Annotated in this window: 11 protein-coding genes; 1 reads left to right on the top strand and 10 read right to left on the bottom strand. The window is 51.1% G+C overall.

The window, feature by feature from the left end:
* Positions 1–15: 15 nt before the first annotated feature.
* The 5 genes from CFLAV_RS23530 to CFLAV_RS32965 form a co-directional block, all read right to left on the bottom strand.
* Positions 16–1,170 carry a M16 family metallopeptidase gene (locus tag CFLAV_RS23530; protein ID WP_040549893.1) on the bottom strand — a complete coding sequence of 385 codons (1,155 nt, stop codon included), beginning with the start codon at positions 1,168–1,170 and terminating at the stop codon, positions 16–18.
* Complete coding sequence (locus CFLAV_RS32970) at positions 1,137–2,618, bottom strand: M16 family metallopeptidase (RefSeq protein ID WP_007417355.1); 1,482 nt, start codon at positions 2,616–2,618, stop codon at positions 1,137–1,139. Before CFLAV_RS32970 ends, CFLAV_RS23530 begins: the two co-directional genes overlap by 34 nt.
* Before the next feature lie 54 nt (positions 2,619–2,672).
* Positions 2,673–3,104, bottom strand: a complete 432-nt coding sequence (locus CFLAV_RS23520; RefSeq protein WP_007417354.1) for a Minf_1886 family protein — start codon at positions 3,102–3,104, stop codon at positions 2,673–2,675.
* 157 nt (positions 3,105–3,261) lie between these two features.
* Positions 3,262–5,991, bottom strand: a complete 2,730-nt coding sequence (gene leuS, locus CFLAV_RS23515; protein ID WP_007417353.1) for a leucine--tRNA ligase — start codon at positions 5,989–5,991, stop codon at positions 3,262–3,264.
* Positions 5,992–6,081: 90 nt separating this feature from the next.
* Positions 6,082–6,849, bottom strand: coding sequence for a PEP-CTERM sorting domain-containing protein (locus CFLAV_RS32965; protein ID WP_007417352.1), 768 nt, complete (start codon positions 6,847–6,849; stop codon positions 6,082–6,084).
* Between the two features lie 481 nt (positions 6,850–7,330).
* Here CFLAV_RS32965 and CFLAV_RS23505 point away from each other — a divergent pair, with 481 nt between their 5' ends.
* Positions 7,331–8,035, top strand: a complete 705-nt coding sequence (locus CFLAV_RS23505; RefSeq protein ID WP_007417350.1) for a non-canonical purine NTP pyrophosphatase — start codon at positions 7,331–7,333, stop codon at positions 8,033–8,035.
* A 16-nt stretch (positions 8,036–8,051) separates the two neighbouring features.
* Here CFLAV_RS23505 and CFLAV_RS23500 read toward each other — a convergent pair whose 3' ends face one another.
* Genes CFLAV_RS23500 through cimA form a run of 5 tightly spaced genes read right to left on the bottom strand, consistent with a single transcriptional unit; the run spans position 8,052 to position 15,285 of the window.
* Positions 8,052–8,840 (bottom strand): inositol monophosphatase family protein, encoded by a 789-nt coding sequence (locus CFLAV_RS23500; RefSeq protein WP_007417349.1) that lies wholly within the window; start codon positions 8,838–8,840, stop codon positions 8,052–8,054.
* Complete coding sequence (locus CFLAV_RS23495) at positions 8,837–10,342, bottom strand: transglutaminase-like domain-containing protein (protein ID WP_007417348.1); 1,506 nt, start codon at positions 10,340–10,342, stop codon at positions 8,837–8,839. The genes CFLAV_RS23500 and CFLAV_RS23495 overlap by 4 nt, the downstream gene beginning before the upstream one ends.
* A 36-nt stretch (positions 10,343–10,378) precedes the next feature.
* On the bottom strand, positions 10,379–13,027 hold the full coding sequence (locus tag CFLAV_RS23490; protein WP_007417347.1) for a valine--tRNA ligase: 2,649 nt from the start codon (positions 13,025–13,027) through the stop codon (positions 10,379–10,381).
* Between the two features lie 46 nt (positions 13,028–13,073).
* Positions 13,074–13,451: a GxxExxY protein gene (locus CFLAV_RS23485; RefSeq protein WP_007417346.1), complete on the bottom strand. Its 378-nt coding sequence runs from the start codon at positions 13,449–13,451 to the stop codon at positions 13,074–13,076.
* Between the two features lie 13 nt (positions 13,452–13,464).
* A complete protein-coding gene (gene cimA / locus CFLAV_RS23480) occupies positions 13,465–15,285 on the bottom strand; it encodes a citramalate synthase (RefSeq protein WP_007417345.1) in 1,821 nt (606 codons plus the stop codon).
* Positions 15,286–15,347 lie beyond the last annotated feature (62 nt).

Below are 15,347 nucleotides of genomic sequence, written 5' to 3'. Positions count from 1 at the left end.
CTAAACCTCGCGTCCTTACTCTTTGCCTTTGCTGGTGCTGATGGCTTCCGGCTTGACGACTGAAATTACCAGCGCATCCGGCTTGAGATATTTCTGCGCCACCGTCTTGATTTGCTCCAGCGTGACCGCCTCATATTCTGCATCCTCAGTCTCGCTATGTGCGTAGCCAAGGCCAAACAGTTCATCCAAAGCCGTAGTGCTGGCAAGCCCGCCCAAATCCTGCCGGGCAATTTTCTTCTGCCCGATAACCTTCGCCTTTGCCCGTTTGAGCTCCTCCTCAGTCAATCCATCCGCGCGCAACAATTCCGCCTCGCGCAGCAACTCTTTTTCTACGAGCTCCACCTTCTCCGGAGCAGTGCCACAATAGAAGGCGAAATAACCCGGCACGATTCCCATGAAGTTTTGCGCTCCAACGTAATAAGCCAGCCCCAGGTTCTCGCGCACGCGCAGGAACAGTCGCGACCCAAGATCACTGCAGGCTTCCTGGATTAATTCCAGCGGATAACGGTCCTTCTCATACAATGTTGTTCCGGAAAAACCGATGATCAACACCGCCTGCTTCTTATCGCGCGTTTCGCAGACCTGCTTCACCTCGCTAAGAAGCTTGGGCTTGACTGGTTCAGGCAGCGGTTTGGCACTGGGTTTCCAATTCCCGAACATTTTTTCAACCTCAGCCTTTACGGCACCTGCCTGCACATCACCATAAATCGCCAGCACACAATTGTTCGGAACTGTCAGCCGTTGATGCAAGTTCTGTAGATCGGCCACCTGCAGGCGCGGCACGGTTTCTTCTGTGCCCATACTGTCCAAGCCATATCCCTGATTGCCAAACAGGGCCTTGCGCATATTAACCCCTGCAGTTTTTAAAAGCTGATCTTTCTGCGCTTTGATGCCGGCAAGTTGGATTTGCTTTTCTCTTTCGAGGGCGGAGGAGGGGAACACCGGATTAAGCAGGACATCCGATAACAGATCCAGTCCCGTGGCAAAATCGCCGCTCAAAACTTCGGCGCTCGCTCCAAAACTGTTGTTCCCGCCAAACGTATCGATGCTGCCGCCGATGGATTCGATCTCCCGCGCAATGTCTTCCGCCGAATGTGTCTTTGTACCTTTCAGGAGCATTTTCGTCGTAAGGCTGCTCACTCCGTTTTTCTCAGGCTCCTCAGCCAACACGCCGCCCTTAAACACCGCGCGAAATTGCACGAAAGGCAGGCGATGGTCCTCCTTGACCAGCAATCGCAATCCATTCGGCAAATCAAATTTTTGTATCGGATGTTCCTGCTTCTCTTCGCCCAGCGTCGTCGGTTTCGGCGCAGCGCCCGTAGCAGCAACGCATAAAGTGTTCGGTTGCCGGAAGTCAAATATTGCCTGGCGACCCGTTGCAAGTCCGCCGGCGTCACCTGTTTCACTGCTGCCAGGTAACGCTCTGAAAAATTCAGATCATTCGCCGAGAGCCAGTTGCCGCCCAAATCCTGGGCCTGCCCACTCATCGTTTTGCGTGAAGACAAGGTGGCCGAAATGAATTGTTTTACTGCCTTGTTCACCTCGGCGGCGGAAATTGGTTCATCCTTCAGCTTCTCAATTTCAACCAGCATCGCTTCCCGCGCCGCGTTGAACTTATCAGCATCCACCACCGCGCTCATGCCGAGCAACCCGGTGCTTCCTGGACTGTACGTCCATGCATCCACGGAATTTACCAATCCCGCTTTCTCCCGAATTTGCTGATACAGGTGCGAGCTGCGGCCACTACCCAGAATGACCGCCAGGACATCGAGAATCGGAACATCTGGATGCCTTAATTCCGGTATGTGCCAGCTAAAATAAACATATCCCAATTCAATTGGCGCTTCTTCAATCACCTCGCGTGAGGCCGTCTGCTTTGGCTCCTCAGGTAATACCAGCGGCGGCATTGCCTTGGCTTTGGCTTTGGCATACGACTCCCGAATCTGGGCAATAACTTCCTCCGTCTTGATGTCTCCCACAACAACGTAGAACACGTTGTTGGGAGCATAGCGCTGATGATAATACTCCCGGATGTCATCCGCCTTTAACTCGTTATATATGTCGGGATAACCGATGACTGTGTAACGGTAGGGGCTCTTCGTATATGCAGTCTCAAACAAGCGCCTGCTGGAGCGACGTCCAGGATCATCCTGGTTCATGTCCATTTCGCGAAGAATAACCTGCTTCTCCTTTTCCATCTCCTCCGCGGGCAGGGTGGCGTGCTGCATGATGTCGCAAAGAATATCCACTGCCACCTTCGCGCCGGTATTCGGCACATCGATGTAATAGACTGTGCGATCGAAGGAGGTATAGGCGTTCATGTAACCTCCCGCGTCCTGGACCTCCTGGTCAATGCGCCCTGCGCCACGCGTCGTGGTCCCTTTGAAAAGCATGTGCTCAAGCACATGAGACATTCCAGCGCCCAGCCACTTTCCTTCGTGGACGCTTCCAGTCATGCTCCACGCCTGCACTGATACCACCGGTGCATTGTGGTCTTCACGCACAATGATCGTGAGCCCGTTTTCCAACGTGGTCACCTTTACTCCGGGCGGCAGCGCCGGGAGGTCACTACTTCCGATTAAACCGTTTCTGGCCGTGGACACAGTGGGTGCGGACATATTTCAGTAGACAAATATTCTGTTTAAAAATCTGGACCTTTTACTCCAACGAACCTACGCCCGGGCAGGCTTGGCTTCCGGCAATTGCGTCGAAAGTTTTTCCTTGGGCAGGAAGGGTTTGGTAAATGCCTCATGAAAATCATAGCCGCCCTCAAAATCAGCGCGCGAGTCCTGATCGGTTTTTGCGAGGAGACTATTCTCAACCATGATAAAAACCATCTCGCCAAACTCCTGGCATGATTTAATTCCCCATTCCTCCAAAACGGTAATCGCCATGGGCCCGAACTGTTCCAAGGCATAATCACGAATTCCAGCGAGCAATTCCTGCCCGCTAACATGCCGGATGCTGCCCTTGGATGTTCCCTTCGTTACCAGCTTTTGGGTATAGTCCAATGCCTCGCGTAGAAACACGTAGGCATCACGATGGTAGCGCTTATCCTTCAACAGGATTTGCTCCAGAACCTCTTCAAATGAAGCTGCTTGCATTCTTTTATGGTTTTGCGAGTTCACTTGCTCTGGTCGGCGGATGGGACGTCCGATAACCTTTCACCGCCCAACCTGTGAGCAGTAGTGCTGTGACAATACAAAGCACCAACTGTTCCTTCTTCGTCAAATGAATCACTTCGCTATTGTAATCGAAAACTCATCCGACCGCAATGTTCACTAATTTCCTCGGGACAACAATGATTTTCTTGACCGTTTTGCCCTCGATATAAGGTTTGACCTTTTCGCTGGCCAACGCCAATGACTCCAGTTGCTCCTGAGTAGTGTCCGCCGGCACGACCAACTTGTCACGCAGCTTGCCATTAACCTGCACCGGAATTTCCAATGTCGTTTCCACCAGCAAAGCCGGGTCATACTTCGGCCATGGAACGTACGCAAGAGTTGCCTGGGTTCCGCCGGTTGAAGCCGCCAGCTTCCCAGAGAGTTCCTCCGCCAAATGTGGCGCAAAAGGTTGGAGTAAGGTAAGAAAATCTCGCAACACGGAAACCGGCTTGGTCTCCCACGTAATCGCTTCGTTCACAAATACCATGAGCGCCGAAATGGCTGTGTTGAAGCGGAGGTGATCCAAATCCTCCGTCACTTTCTTGATGGTAGCGTGCAACGTCTTCAGCTGAGCGGGACTCGCGGCAATATCTTTAATGGCTCCGCTAAGTTTTATTGCGTTTAGAAGTTCGGCACCTTTGCCGCCTTCAGTTGTCAGGTTCTGCTCAAACTCTGTCTCGCTCTGCTCATCTACAAATAAACGCCACACACGACCCAGGAAACGATACACGCCTTCGACACCCTTCGTGTTCCATGGCTTCACCATTTCCAGCGGACCCATGAACATTTCATAGAGTCGAAATGCATCTGCGCCGTATTCACCAAGCACATCGTCCGGATTAACCACATTGCCGCGGCTCTTGGACATCTTCTGTCCATCTTCACCAAGTATCAGCCCTTGATTAACGAGCTTGAAGAATGGCTCGGGTGTGGAGACCTGGCCCAGATCGAAAAGCACCTTGTGCCAAAACCGCGCATAAAGAAGATGCAAAACAGCATGTTCCGTCCCACCAACATAAAGATCAACCCCTGGGGTCGGCGGCTTTGCACCTTGGACATTGGCGATCGGACTCTTTCCCGTTCCCATCCAGTAATGTTCGGCGTTGGAGTCACAGAATGTTTTGTCATTCCGCGCATCGATATAGCGCAGGTAATACCAGCAACTGCCCGCCCACTGCGGCATCGTGTTTGTTTCCCGAATTGAGCCATCCGGCAAATTCACCCAATCCTTGGCGCGTGCCAAAGGCGGTTCGCCGCTTGTCGTGGGTTTGAAGTCGGTCAGATCGGGTGGCACCACGGGCAAGGCTGATTCCGGCAATGCTTCATGGTGTAAATTGCCCTGGGCATCCTTCTTCCAGATAATCGGGAATGGTTCGCCCCAATACCGTTGACGGCTGAACAACCAGTCGCGCAGTTTGAAATTAATGGTTTTGTGGCCGAGTCCCTTTTCCTCCAGCCAGGCCGTGATCTTCTTCTTCGCTTCCGATGTCGGCAATCCGTTTAAAGATATTTCCGGGCTGTTGGAGTTGATGGCAATGCCGTCATCGGTGAACCCTTGCCAATCCTTTCCTTCAGGCGGTTGCACTACCTGGACAACTGGCAGTTTGAACTTTTGTGCAAATTCGAAGTCGCGGGTATCGTGCGCTGGCACTGCCATGATGGCGCCGGTGCCATAACTCGCGAGTACGTAGTCAGCAATCCAGATCGGTATGCGCGCGTTGTTAACCGGGTTAAGAGCATATGCTCCCGTGAACACACCCGTCTTTTCCTTTGCCAATTCAGTGCGCTCCAAATCGCTCTTGCCTGCGGCAAACTCTTGATACGTCTTCAACGCATCGCGCTGCTCGGACGTGGTGATTTGACTTAACAATTTATGCTCTGGTGACAACACCATGTAAGTCGCTCCAAACAATGTATCAGGCCGCGTGGTGAAAACGGTGATCTGCTCGTTCGAACCAGCGATTTGAAAGTGGACCTCGGCTCCTTCACTCCGCCCAATCCAATTGCGTTGCATTTCCTTGAGCGAGTGACTCCAATCAATCCCTTCCAAATCGTTCAAGAGCTTTTCCGCATACGCCGTGATGCGGAGCATCCATTGGCGCATCGGCTTGCGAACGACGGGAAAACCACCCACTTCGCTTTTGCCATCAATGACTTCTTCATTGGCCAAAACGGTCCCAAGTTCGGGACACCAGTTAACTGGAGCTTCGGCCACATAAGCCAGGCGCTTGTTATCGCGATACGTTCGCTTCTCCTCCTCAGTCTTTAACCCAACCGGATAGCTTAGCGTTTCAATAGGCTCGGCCTTGTTGGTTTTGAGATTGAACCAGGAATTATAGAGCTTCAGGAAAATCCACTGCGACCATTTGAAATACTTTGGATCGGTCGTATCCACCTCCCGTGACCAATCATAACTAAAACCAAGCGATTTAATCTGCCGCTTGAATGTGGAAATGTTAGCCTCGGTGGTTTTGCGAGGATGTTGGCCGGTTTTGATGGCGTATTGTTCCGCAGGCAAACCGAAAGCATCCCAGCCCATTGGATGAAGGACATTGTAACCAACTGCACGACGATAACGTGCGAGTATGTCAGTGGCAGTATAGCCTTCGGGATGGCCGACATGGAGTCCGGCGCCGGAAGGGTAGGGGAACATGTCGAGGATGTAATACTTCGGCGGCAGCACCTGCTGGTGACGCTTCGCAAAAGGATGTTCTTGCGGAACCGTCTCGCCCGGGTTCCAGGCACGGAAGGTTTGCTGGCGGTCCCAAATGGACTGCCACTTCGACTCGATCAAATCAAAAGGATACTGTTTACGACCACTCGACATAGGGGGCAAATATTGAAGAAAAGCAGCCTGAACGCAATGGCAGAATGCTATCTTTTTACTATCCTACAGCCCTGACTAAAGGCGGTAGGCTCAACAGGATTTAAATCTGCGGAACGAAAAGAAACCCAGAGTGCCAAGCGTGACCAGAGCCATGGTGGAAGGTTCGGGGACGGGTGAAAATGCGATGGTAAGCAGAGGTCCGCGCCCCAAGCCATCCTCACGCGACGCAAATCGATGGGCTGAGTTCAGGGTGGACTCGTTCCCAGTCAGCAACATCCAACCAAAATCGGTGCCGGGATTATCCAGCCAGGTCTGAACATCCGATACCAGTGACGACGTGGATGCAAAAGTAAAAGCCCCGGAGGTTCCAATCGAGGTGGATGCGCTTGCGCCTGCGGCATAATCATTCCCGCTTTGGCCTCCGGGTGTTCCCCACAAAGTTGTGCTTGCAAAAGGTGCGTTCCAGGTGGCCTCGCCTGGTGAAGCCGGCGCGCCTGTTTGCCCGGTTTTATTTCCCTCACCCCAGTTCACGAGCATGGGATGCAGTTCGAAACTGGTCGGATTCGAATTGCCTGCTGCCGTAACATTAAGTGTAAGCGTCACGGAAGTAATGATGGAACCAGCCGGAATCAATGAACCCGGATCGAATTCAACGATCGCTCGACTTCGCGATCCATTGGCCATGGTTCCAGCCGCAAAATTGGTATGTCCTCCCAGGTTATTATCCGGGTTGTTTTGAAACAGGGAAGTGTCAGCGATCGGACTCAAGGTGACCGTTGTCGCCATGGCAGGAATGCCCGCCATGATCAGAACAATCAAACAGACCAAACCGTGGAATCGCAGGTTTCTTTTGTGCATGTCAAAATGTAGTTTATCAGAATGATTCAGACGGTAAATGGCTGAGTTGAAGGTGACTGCGTCTTCCGAATGTAAAACGTAAGAATCGACCCAACATCGATATCGGGCAGGTTTCCAACCAGTTGAGGATACTCACCTGAATTCATCGTTATCGTGTCTGCTAAACTTGCAGAATTTCTTAATACTTAATCATTGGTTTGTGATGGTAAGAAGGCCACAGGAACTTTTTGTTCCTAAGAATCTTATCAAAAAGCATTTTTCCGGGAACAAGAGGGAGGATGGGGTGTCTCAATTCACAATAGCCTTTCATGTCTTCGAAGATTGGCTATCAGAATAAGAATTGCATCAAAGCAGCTTTTCAAGGGGTGTTCCTTGAAAAATGAGGCGGGATACCTCGCCTGCATCTCGTTTGTAGGCGGGGTTCCCAATCATCAGGTCAAATAATATCGTCTTCTTTCCTCAGCAATGGAATGCTGGGGATATGACGACTCTGTTGATCGCTACTCGCAATGCACACAAGGTGGAAGAAATCCGTGCCATTCTTACTGATCGTTTTCGATATCTTACGTTAAAGGATTTTTCTGGCGCTCCGGCCGTTAAGGAAGATGCGGATACCTTCCAGGGAAATGCCACGTTGAAAGCGGTCAAACTTGCTGAGTGGGTCGCCAGGGAACAACCCGGGGAATTCTTATCTGCTGGCTCAAACTTCTTTGTTTTAGCCGACGACTCCGGTTTGGAAGTCGATGCGCTCAATGGCGCTCCGGGAGTGCATTCAGCCCGTTTCGCAGCGTTGGATAAACAGCTTGAAGGCAATTCTTCTGACGCTGATAACAATGCCAAGCTGCTCCGTCTGTTAAAGGACGTTCCACCCGGGAAACGTTCTGCACGGTTTCGTTGCGTCATCGCTCTGACTCCAGTTTTTCAACTCTCCGCAGCCGGTTCCTCCCCCGTCTGCGATGCAAATGAATTTGAATTGCAAACTCAAATCTTTGATGGTGCATGCGAAGGCAGCATCAGCACAAAGCCCAGTGGCCTGGGGGGCTTCGGTTACGACCCGCTTTTTGTCCCAAATGGCTATCAACAAAGCTTTGCTGAATTGGGCGAAGTGACGAAAAATCAGCTCAGTCATCGGGCCAAGGCACTCGCCAAATTACGCCAACGGTTGGATTCAATGTCCGCCGTATAGCATCGGAGCGCTCAGCTTATTTCAGAGACTGCAGTTTCTTGCGAAGATAGCCGTTGTTCGCGACCAGACGATAAGTGTGTTGGCTATCAACTGGCTCGTTCCAGAATTCGCCCCCGGCACATTCCAGGATTAACCCGCCGGCTGCGATGTCCCAAAGCTTGATGCCCTGCTCGAAATAGGCATCAAAACGACCGGATGCCACGTAGGTCATGGCCAAAGCCGCAGCGCCCATCAGTCGTATCTTCCGAACACGCCGCACCAGCACGTTAAAATAGGGCAGGGTGCGTTCCAAATTCGACCGGGATTTGGCAAACCCAATGGACACAATGCAATCCTTCAAGGCTTTTCGGTCGCTGACATGAATGACCTTGCCATTCAATTTGGAAGGCTGCCCGCGAATTGCCGTCCAAAGTTCGTCGCAAAAAGGATCGTACACCACGCCAACGACAGTCACATATTCGCCGCTGGTTTTATCCTTCGTCTGCAATGCGATGGAAACACAGGCGTGCGGAATCTCATATGAGAAATTAACCGTCCCATCGATGGGATCTACCACCCACCGTGAATCGGCACTCTGATCGCCCGAAACCCCTTCCTCACCAAGCACTGCCACCTTGGGAAAGCTTTGGAGAAGAGTTTTCTCGATCAACTTTTGTGATCTGACATCAAGTTCCAGTTTAATGTCATGGGCCGTGGCCGAGTTGACTTTCTTATCAATATGCAGATTCTGCCGCATCAGCCTGCCGACCAGTCGGGCAGCTTTGACAGCGCAAGCCAGTGCTTTTTTGTGTTCCGCCAATGTCATGGAAGTTTTAGTTGAGGAGTGGGAATTTCGTCGTAAGTGAATTTGTAGCTGAATTTGCCGAAGTAGAGATTCTTGTCTCCGTATTCCAACTCACCTCGTTGGAAATCCACATCATCAGAACGCATGGTTTTCTTTGCCGGACGCAGTTCCTGGCTATGGTCGCTGTTGGCCACCATTCTATACTGCGTTAATCCGCCAAAATAAAAGTCCCGCAATTCCTCCCTTTTTTCCTTGGACACGCTGGTGGCATAGGTCATTGCATAATTGCCCATGTATTGATCGACGGGGACCCAACCGTAGGGAGCGAGATAAATTTCCGACCAATCATGATTGGTAACGTCACCCGGAAACATGTTCCAACCGGTCTGCCAGCGGGCCGGAACCCCATTGTAGCGGCAGAGCGTGATGAATAATAATGCCTGCTGGCCACAGTCCCCGTAACCGTTGCTGCGGCAGTAGTCGCTGATGTTTCGCAAGGTTGAGTACTCCCGCGCGTAGCTGTAATGCAAAGTGTCCGAGAGATAATCGTAAATCTTTTTTGCCTTCAGCATGGGATTGGTCTCATTCCCCACGATCTTTGCTGAAAGCGCCTTGATTTCAGGTGTGAAAACCACGTGCGGCGCTTCACTGGTAAATTGCTTGAACTCCGCATTGCTCGCATCGTAAGGCTTGATTGCGTCCGGCTTTAAATCAAACCAAACGCCGTAAGCGGTAAACTGATAATCGATATTGAATTGCGTCGGTTTCCCCTTCTCAGCCGCCTTTTCAAAATAAACGGATCGAATGGGGCTGTTTTCGTCATCGATATTTTTTGGAGGCAGGGAGGAAGAGATTAACTTGAAATCCTTTTCAAAAGGATAGTTCCTTGGGATAGGCACCCAGGCCCGAATGATCTCTCCTGCCGGAGCCGCATCCGCTTTTGCAGCCACCTTCATTTTAACATGAAAAGTCTTGGGCAGAACGTAAGGAGTTTTGGCTTCCCGGGCCGCATTCCGAATGGACTCGCAATTCTCTAAAAATCTCAAATTGATTCGTGCCTGGTCTTTCGGATTAGTCCGGCGATTGTCCAGTTCCGGATGACGAAAGAAAAGATTGCTGACACTTGATTCTACGAAATACGTGGTGCCGTCTATGTCGCGTGAATCGAACCATCCGCCCTTAACCCACTTTTCATATTCATACTCGGTCAAATCCTTGACTGCGCCTTGCAAATCCGAGAACAAACCATCCTGCGTATAAGGATAATCCTTTTTGATGCGGTCCAAACGATCGAGGTCAAACTCAAGCTTCTTCAACTCTGCGCCGGAATACTTCTTTGATTCAATGGCGCCACTTAACACCTGCGCGGCGGCCTTAAATTGTCCCTTCTCCTCCAATTTGGAAGCCTCGTTGATGATGCTGTTTTGAGCCATTGAATTTAAAACCAAGCTGGTGCCGGGTTGAGCCACGGAATTAAAAATCAACCCGGTGCAACTGAGACCGAGAATGAGCATTGTTTTCATAATGGTTCGCTGCGTTCTGATTTCTGATAGTTTTGATTAACTTGATAGGGCGTCGAGCGACGCCTGCACATGCTGCTTCTTCGCTTTCCAGTCTATCAGTCGCTTCTGGTGTTCTTCAAGTACCGCTGGTGGCACCTTCTGTGCGAAAGATGGGTTGGCAAGCTTCTGCTCAACCTTCAGGATTTCTCCATCGATCTTCTCAACCTCTTTTTGCAGGCGCGCCTTTTCCGCCTCGATGTCAATGTGACCTTCGAGCGGCAGGTACAATTCACCGATTTCTGAGCGCGTGGTTGGAGTGCCCTTCTTCGGCTGATAGTTGGGATCGACTTCGAGCGGGTCGGCATTCAGAAGAATTTTGAGAACCGCAACATCATGGGGAAGTATGTCATTGGCCGGCTTGAGCACGAATTTTACCCGCTTGCTCGACTGTATATTTCCTTCACGACGCAGATTGCGTCCTTCGGTCACAAACTCATACTTTTTATTTGTGAACTCCAGATAGCAATCGTCGAGGCCATAATGATCGCGAAAGTCCTGGTCCAAAGCCTTGGGCCACGGTGCGAACATAATGCTCTTGCCCCCCTGATCTTCCGGCATTTCGGAGGAATAACCCATGTCGTGCCAAAGCTCTTCCGTGATGAAAGGCACGAACGGATGAAACAAACGCAACGTGTGCGATAACACGAAATCAAGAACAGCAAGCGTGTTGGCCTTAGCCGCTTCATCTGTGCCATGCAATACCGCCTTGCTCGCCTCCACATACCAATCGCAATACTCGCTCCAGAAAAAACGATAGAGTGTTTGTGTCGCCTCACTGAATTTGTATTCCGCCAGTGAGGTGTTGAGCTCTTCGATCGCCGTATTCAGCCGCAGTAAAATCCATTTATCGTCACCAGTAAGTTTGCTGGGATTAATTTCACCCTGAACTTCGCCATCCTGCATCTGACGAAAACGGCATGCGTTCCAAAGCTTGTTGCAAAAATTGCGTCCCAGTTCGACATCCTTTTCATCGAATAGTACGTCCTGACCCAGCGGCGCTGAACGCATGATGCCAAATCGCAATCCGTCTGCCCCATACTTGCCGATGAGTTCCAACGGGTCTGGCGAGTTTCCCAAGGTCTTCGACAACTTGCGCCCCTGCTTATCCCGAATAATACCAGTTAAATACACGTCGCTGAATGGCTTCTTGCCGGTGTATTCAAAACCAGCCATGATCATGCGGGCCACCCAGAAAAAGATGATGTCAGGTCCAGTAACCAACACGCTGGTTGGATAAAACTTCGCCTTCGTCGCTTCATCCATCGTCGCAAACGGCCATAGCCAGGATGAAAACCACGTATCCAACACATCTGGATCCTGCTTCCAATCAGCCCCCGGTGAGTCCACCTGACACTTCACTTCGTGGCCGCGGTACCAAACCGGAATTTGATGTCCCCACCAAAGCTGGCGGCTGATGCACCAATCCTGGATGTTTTGCATCCAATGGTCGTACACCTTGCCCCAACGCTCAGGGAAAAATCGCATCTCCCCACTGCTGGCAACTTCACGGGCTGGTTGTGTGCTCGGATACTTCAGGAACCATTGCTCGGACAAACGCGGTTCAATCGGTACATCCGCACGTTCGCTGTAGCCTACATTGTTCTTGTACGGCTCATCCTTGTCGTAGCTGCCAAGTTCCTTCAGTTTTTCTGCTGCGGCTTTGCGGGCGGCAAAACGGTCCATGCCAGCGAGGTCTTTGCCTGCAGCCTGGTTCATCGAACCATCAGGATTAATAACTTCAATTACCGCCAACTCATGTCGCTGGCCGATCTCGAAGTCCGCCTTGTCATGCGCCGGGGTTACTTTCAACACACCGGTTCCAAACTCAAAATCCACATGGTCGTCACCGACGATCGGAATCCATTTGTCCACGTGCGGCAACTCAGCGGGCAGGGGACGAATCACATGCTTGCCGATGTATTTCGCGTACCGTGGGTCTTTCGGATTCACTGCGACTGCCGTATCACCCGGAATCGTTTCCGGACGGGTGGTGGCAATGGTCAGGAAGGTTCCTGGATGCTCGGCGATTTCCACTTTGAAATAATAGAGCAAACCATTTTGCTCCTTCATGATCACTTCCTCATCCGACAGCGCCGTGAGCGAAACTGGGCACCAATTCACCATCCGCTTGCCTTTATAAATAAGCCCCTTGTTATAGAGATCTACAAAAGTTTCTGCCACGCGCCGCGAATATTCCGGGTCCATCGTGAACCGCTCGCGCGACCAATCGCAGGAACAGCCCAATTTCTTGAGCTGCGAAATAATGATGCCGCCATGCTTCTCTTTCCATTCCCAAACCCGTTCAAGGAATTTTTCCCGCCCCAGGTCATATCGTTTCAAACCCTCTTCCTTCTTGATCTTCCTTTCCACCATCGTCTGCGTGGCGATGCCAGCGTGATCGGTGCCAGGCAACCAGAGCACTTCCTTGCCTTCCATGCGCGCCTTGCGCGAAAGAATGTCCTGGATGGTATTATTCAATACATGGCCGAGATGGAGAATCCCCGTGACGTTCGGCGGGGGAATGACAATCGAATAGGCTGGCTTCTTTGAAGCAGGATCAGCCACGAAGAGCTTGTTATCCTGCCAGAATTGATACCACTTCGTTTCAACCGCTTGCGGTTCGTATGCTTTTGAAATCTCGGACATAACGCTTTTTGACCACGAATGAACACCAATAAACACGAATGTTAAATCACAATACCAAACGCTCCCATTCAAGCTTTGCGCGTTTGAAGTTTATTATAACCCCAACTCTCAAACCGGTAATTCGAAGATGATTGAGCATCTGGCCGCGCTCCAGTTCTCCAATGCTTGCAATGACCTTGGTATCAACTATGACAGAACCGAATGCAATCAGGTCTGGAATGAACTCACCAACATGTTGGCTTTTGTAAAGTATCTCAAATCTCCGCTGCTGATCGAACGCAATGTGGCGAACCTTAAACTCAACCGATAATGAGTTCTCATAGATCTTTTCATGGAATCCAGGCCCAATTTCATTCAGCACTTCAAGGGCACAACCCACGATCTGGAACACTTCCTCCTTCGAAAGTAATTTATTCGTGTCCATTCGTGGTTGAAAATCATTTCTTCAACAACCCATACTCCATACTATCCACCAATGCCCCGAGGCTCGCTTCAATAATATTATCACTCACACCGACCGTACCCCATTCATCCTTGCCATTGGTGGACTCAATGAAAACACGCGTCTTCGCGCTCGTGCCGCTGCCTGAATCCAGAATACGAACTTTATAATCCGTTAATTGGATTTTCTTCACCTGCGGATAAAACCGTGCCAATGCCTGGCGCAATGCCGAGTCCAGTGCATTCACCGGACCATCCCCTTCGGCAACCGTATGCGCTGCCTCACCTTTTACCAATACCTTGATCATCGCCTGACAAACCGAGATCGATCGATCGCGTCGTACCGTCGTTTCGTAGCCCTCAACTTTAAATGGCGGTTCCTCGTGTTTCAAAAGCTTCTGGATGAGCAGGGCAAGGGATCCTTCCGCCGCTTCGAACTCATAACCTTTATGCTCCAGTTCCTTGATGCGATTCAAAATCAGCTTCAACTCCGGCGTCTCGTTATTGATCTTGAAACCCAGCTCCTGGGCTTTCATGACAATGTTGCTGCGTCCCGCCAGGTCACTGATCAACACGGTGCGATTATTTCCCACGGATGCCGGATCAATATGCTCGTAGCTCGAAGCCAGTTTTTGCACTGCATTGACATGCGTGCCGCCTTTATGCGAGAACGCCGCCGAACCGACCCATGGTTGGCGCGGATTGTGGCGCAAGTTGGCGATTTCATCCACGAACTGTGAAAGCTCCTTCAGCTTGGGCAGCGAAGCCTTCGGCACGCAACTCTTCTTCATCTTGAACGCAACTGTTGGTATCACGCTCGTCAAATTGCAATTGCCGGTTCGTTCCCCATAGCCATTGATCGTGCCTTGCACATGCGTGGCGCCCGCATTGAGCGAAGCCAAAGCATTTGCCACACCCAGCCCAATGTCATCGTGTGTGTGAATGCCGATCTTCACATTCACCTTGCTCCTGGCCACGCGCGTGATCTCCGCAACTTCGGTCGGCAGACAACCGCCGTTGGTATCGCACAACGTCAAAATATCCACGCCCGCTTTTTCCGCCGCGTGCCACGTTGCGATGGCATACTCCGCATCACTCTTGTAACCGTCGAAGCAATGCTCCGCGTCGTAAATTACGAACTTTCCGTTGTCCTTAAGGTAACGGATTGTGTCGGCAATCATCCCCAGATTTTCTTCCGGAGTCGTGCGCAACACTTCCTTCACGTGCATCAACCACGTCTTCCCGTAAATCGTCACCACCGGCGTCTCAGCTTCCAGCAACAACCGCACCTGGTCATCCTGTTCCACTGGCACACCCTTGCGCCGTGTCGAACCGAACGCTGCCAATCGTGCTTTCTTGAATTTCTTCCGCTTGGCCTCCGCAAAAAACTCGATGTCCTTCGGATTCGATCCCGGCCAGCCCCCTTCAATATAATGAACCCCGAATTGGTCGAGCTTCTCGGCAATCCGCAACTTGTCCATCACCGAGAAATTGATGCCTTCGCCCTGACTTCCATCGCGCAGGGTCGTATCATATATTTCGACTTCGGGTTTCATAAAATTCCCCTCAATGGGGAAGGGAATATCTACGGTAAAATTCCCTGGGATGCAAAGAGATTGTAAACTCCCGCCTTCGATTGGATTGCCTTCCATTTCACTCCTTTCCATGCCTGACCCGGCATCTGTGTTGCAATTTTTACTCGAATTAACTCGAATTTCCACTTTGCCGGAGGATAACTCCTTTCGCTCCCCTCCGGTTGCATGGCAGGCCAGGTCGTGCACCACCGCCCCACCTAAATCTGCGACTTCTTTTTTCATACCTCACCAATTTAGCGCAGCGGGTTGGACATACACTGTCCAACCCCCTCGAAATATTTTCC

The organism is Pedosphaera parvula Ellin514 (genome assembly GCF_000172555.1).
Lineage (GTDB): Bacteria > Verrucomicrobiota > Verrucomicrobiia > Limisphaerales > Pedosphaeraceae > Pedosphaera.
The sequence above is the reverse complement of the archived record's forward strand: the minus strand, read 5'-3'. Positions and strand labels throughout refer to the sequence as shown.

Coding starts and splice junctions, on each gene's coding strand:
- cimA (WP_007417345.1), bottom strand. CDS start 15,285: ATGAAAAAAGAAGTCGCAGATTTAGGTGGGGCGGTGGTGCACGACCTG.
- CFLAV_RS23495 (WP_007417348.1), bottom strand. CDS start 10,342: ATGAAAACAATGCTCATTCTCGGTCTCAGTTGCACCGGGTTGATTTTT.
- CFLAV_RS23490 (WP_007417347.1), bottom strand. CDS start 13,027: ATGTCCGAGATTTCAAAAGCATACGAACCGCAAGCGGTTGAAACGAAG.
- CFLAV_RS23500 (WP_007417349.1), bottom strand. CDS start 8,840: ATGACATTGGCGGAACACAAAAAAGCACTGGCTTGCGCTGTCAAAGCT.
- CFLAV_RS32970 (WP_007417355.1), bottom strand. CDS start 2,618: ATGTCCGCACCCACTGTGTCCACGGCCAGAAACGGTTTAATCGGAAGT.
- leuS (WP_007417353.1), bottom strand. CDS start 5,991: ATGTCGAGTGGTCGTAAACAGTATCCTTTTGATTTGATCGAGTCGAAG.
- CFLAV_RS23505 (WP_007417350.1), top strand. CDS start 7,331: ATGACGACTCTGTTGATCGCTACTCGCAATGCACACAAGGTGGAAGAA.
- CFLAV_RS23520 (WP_007417354.1), bottom strand. CDS start 3,104: ATGCAAGCAGCTTCATTTGAAGAGGTTCTGGAGCAAATCCTGTTGAAG.
- CFLAV_RS23485 (WP_007417346.1), bottom strand. CDS start 13,451: ATGGACACGAATAAATTACTTTCGAAGGAGGAAGTGTTCCAGATCGTG.
- CFLAV_RS32965 (WP_007417352.1), bottom strand. CDS start 6,849: ATGCACAAAAGAAACCTGCGATTCCACGGTTTGGTCTGTTTGATTGTT.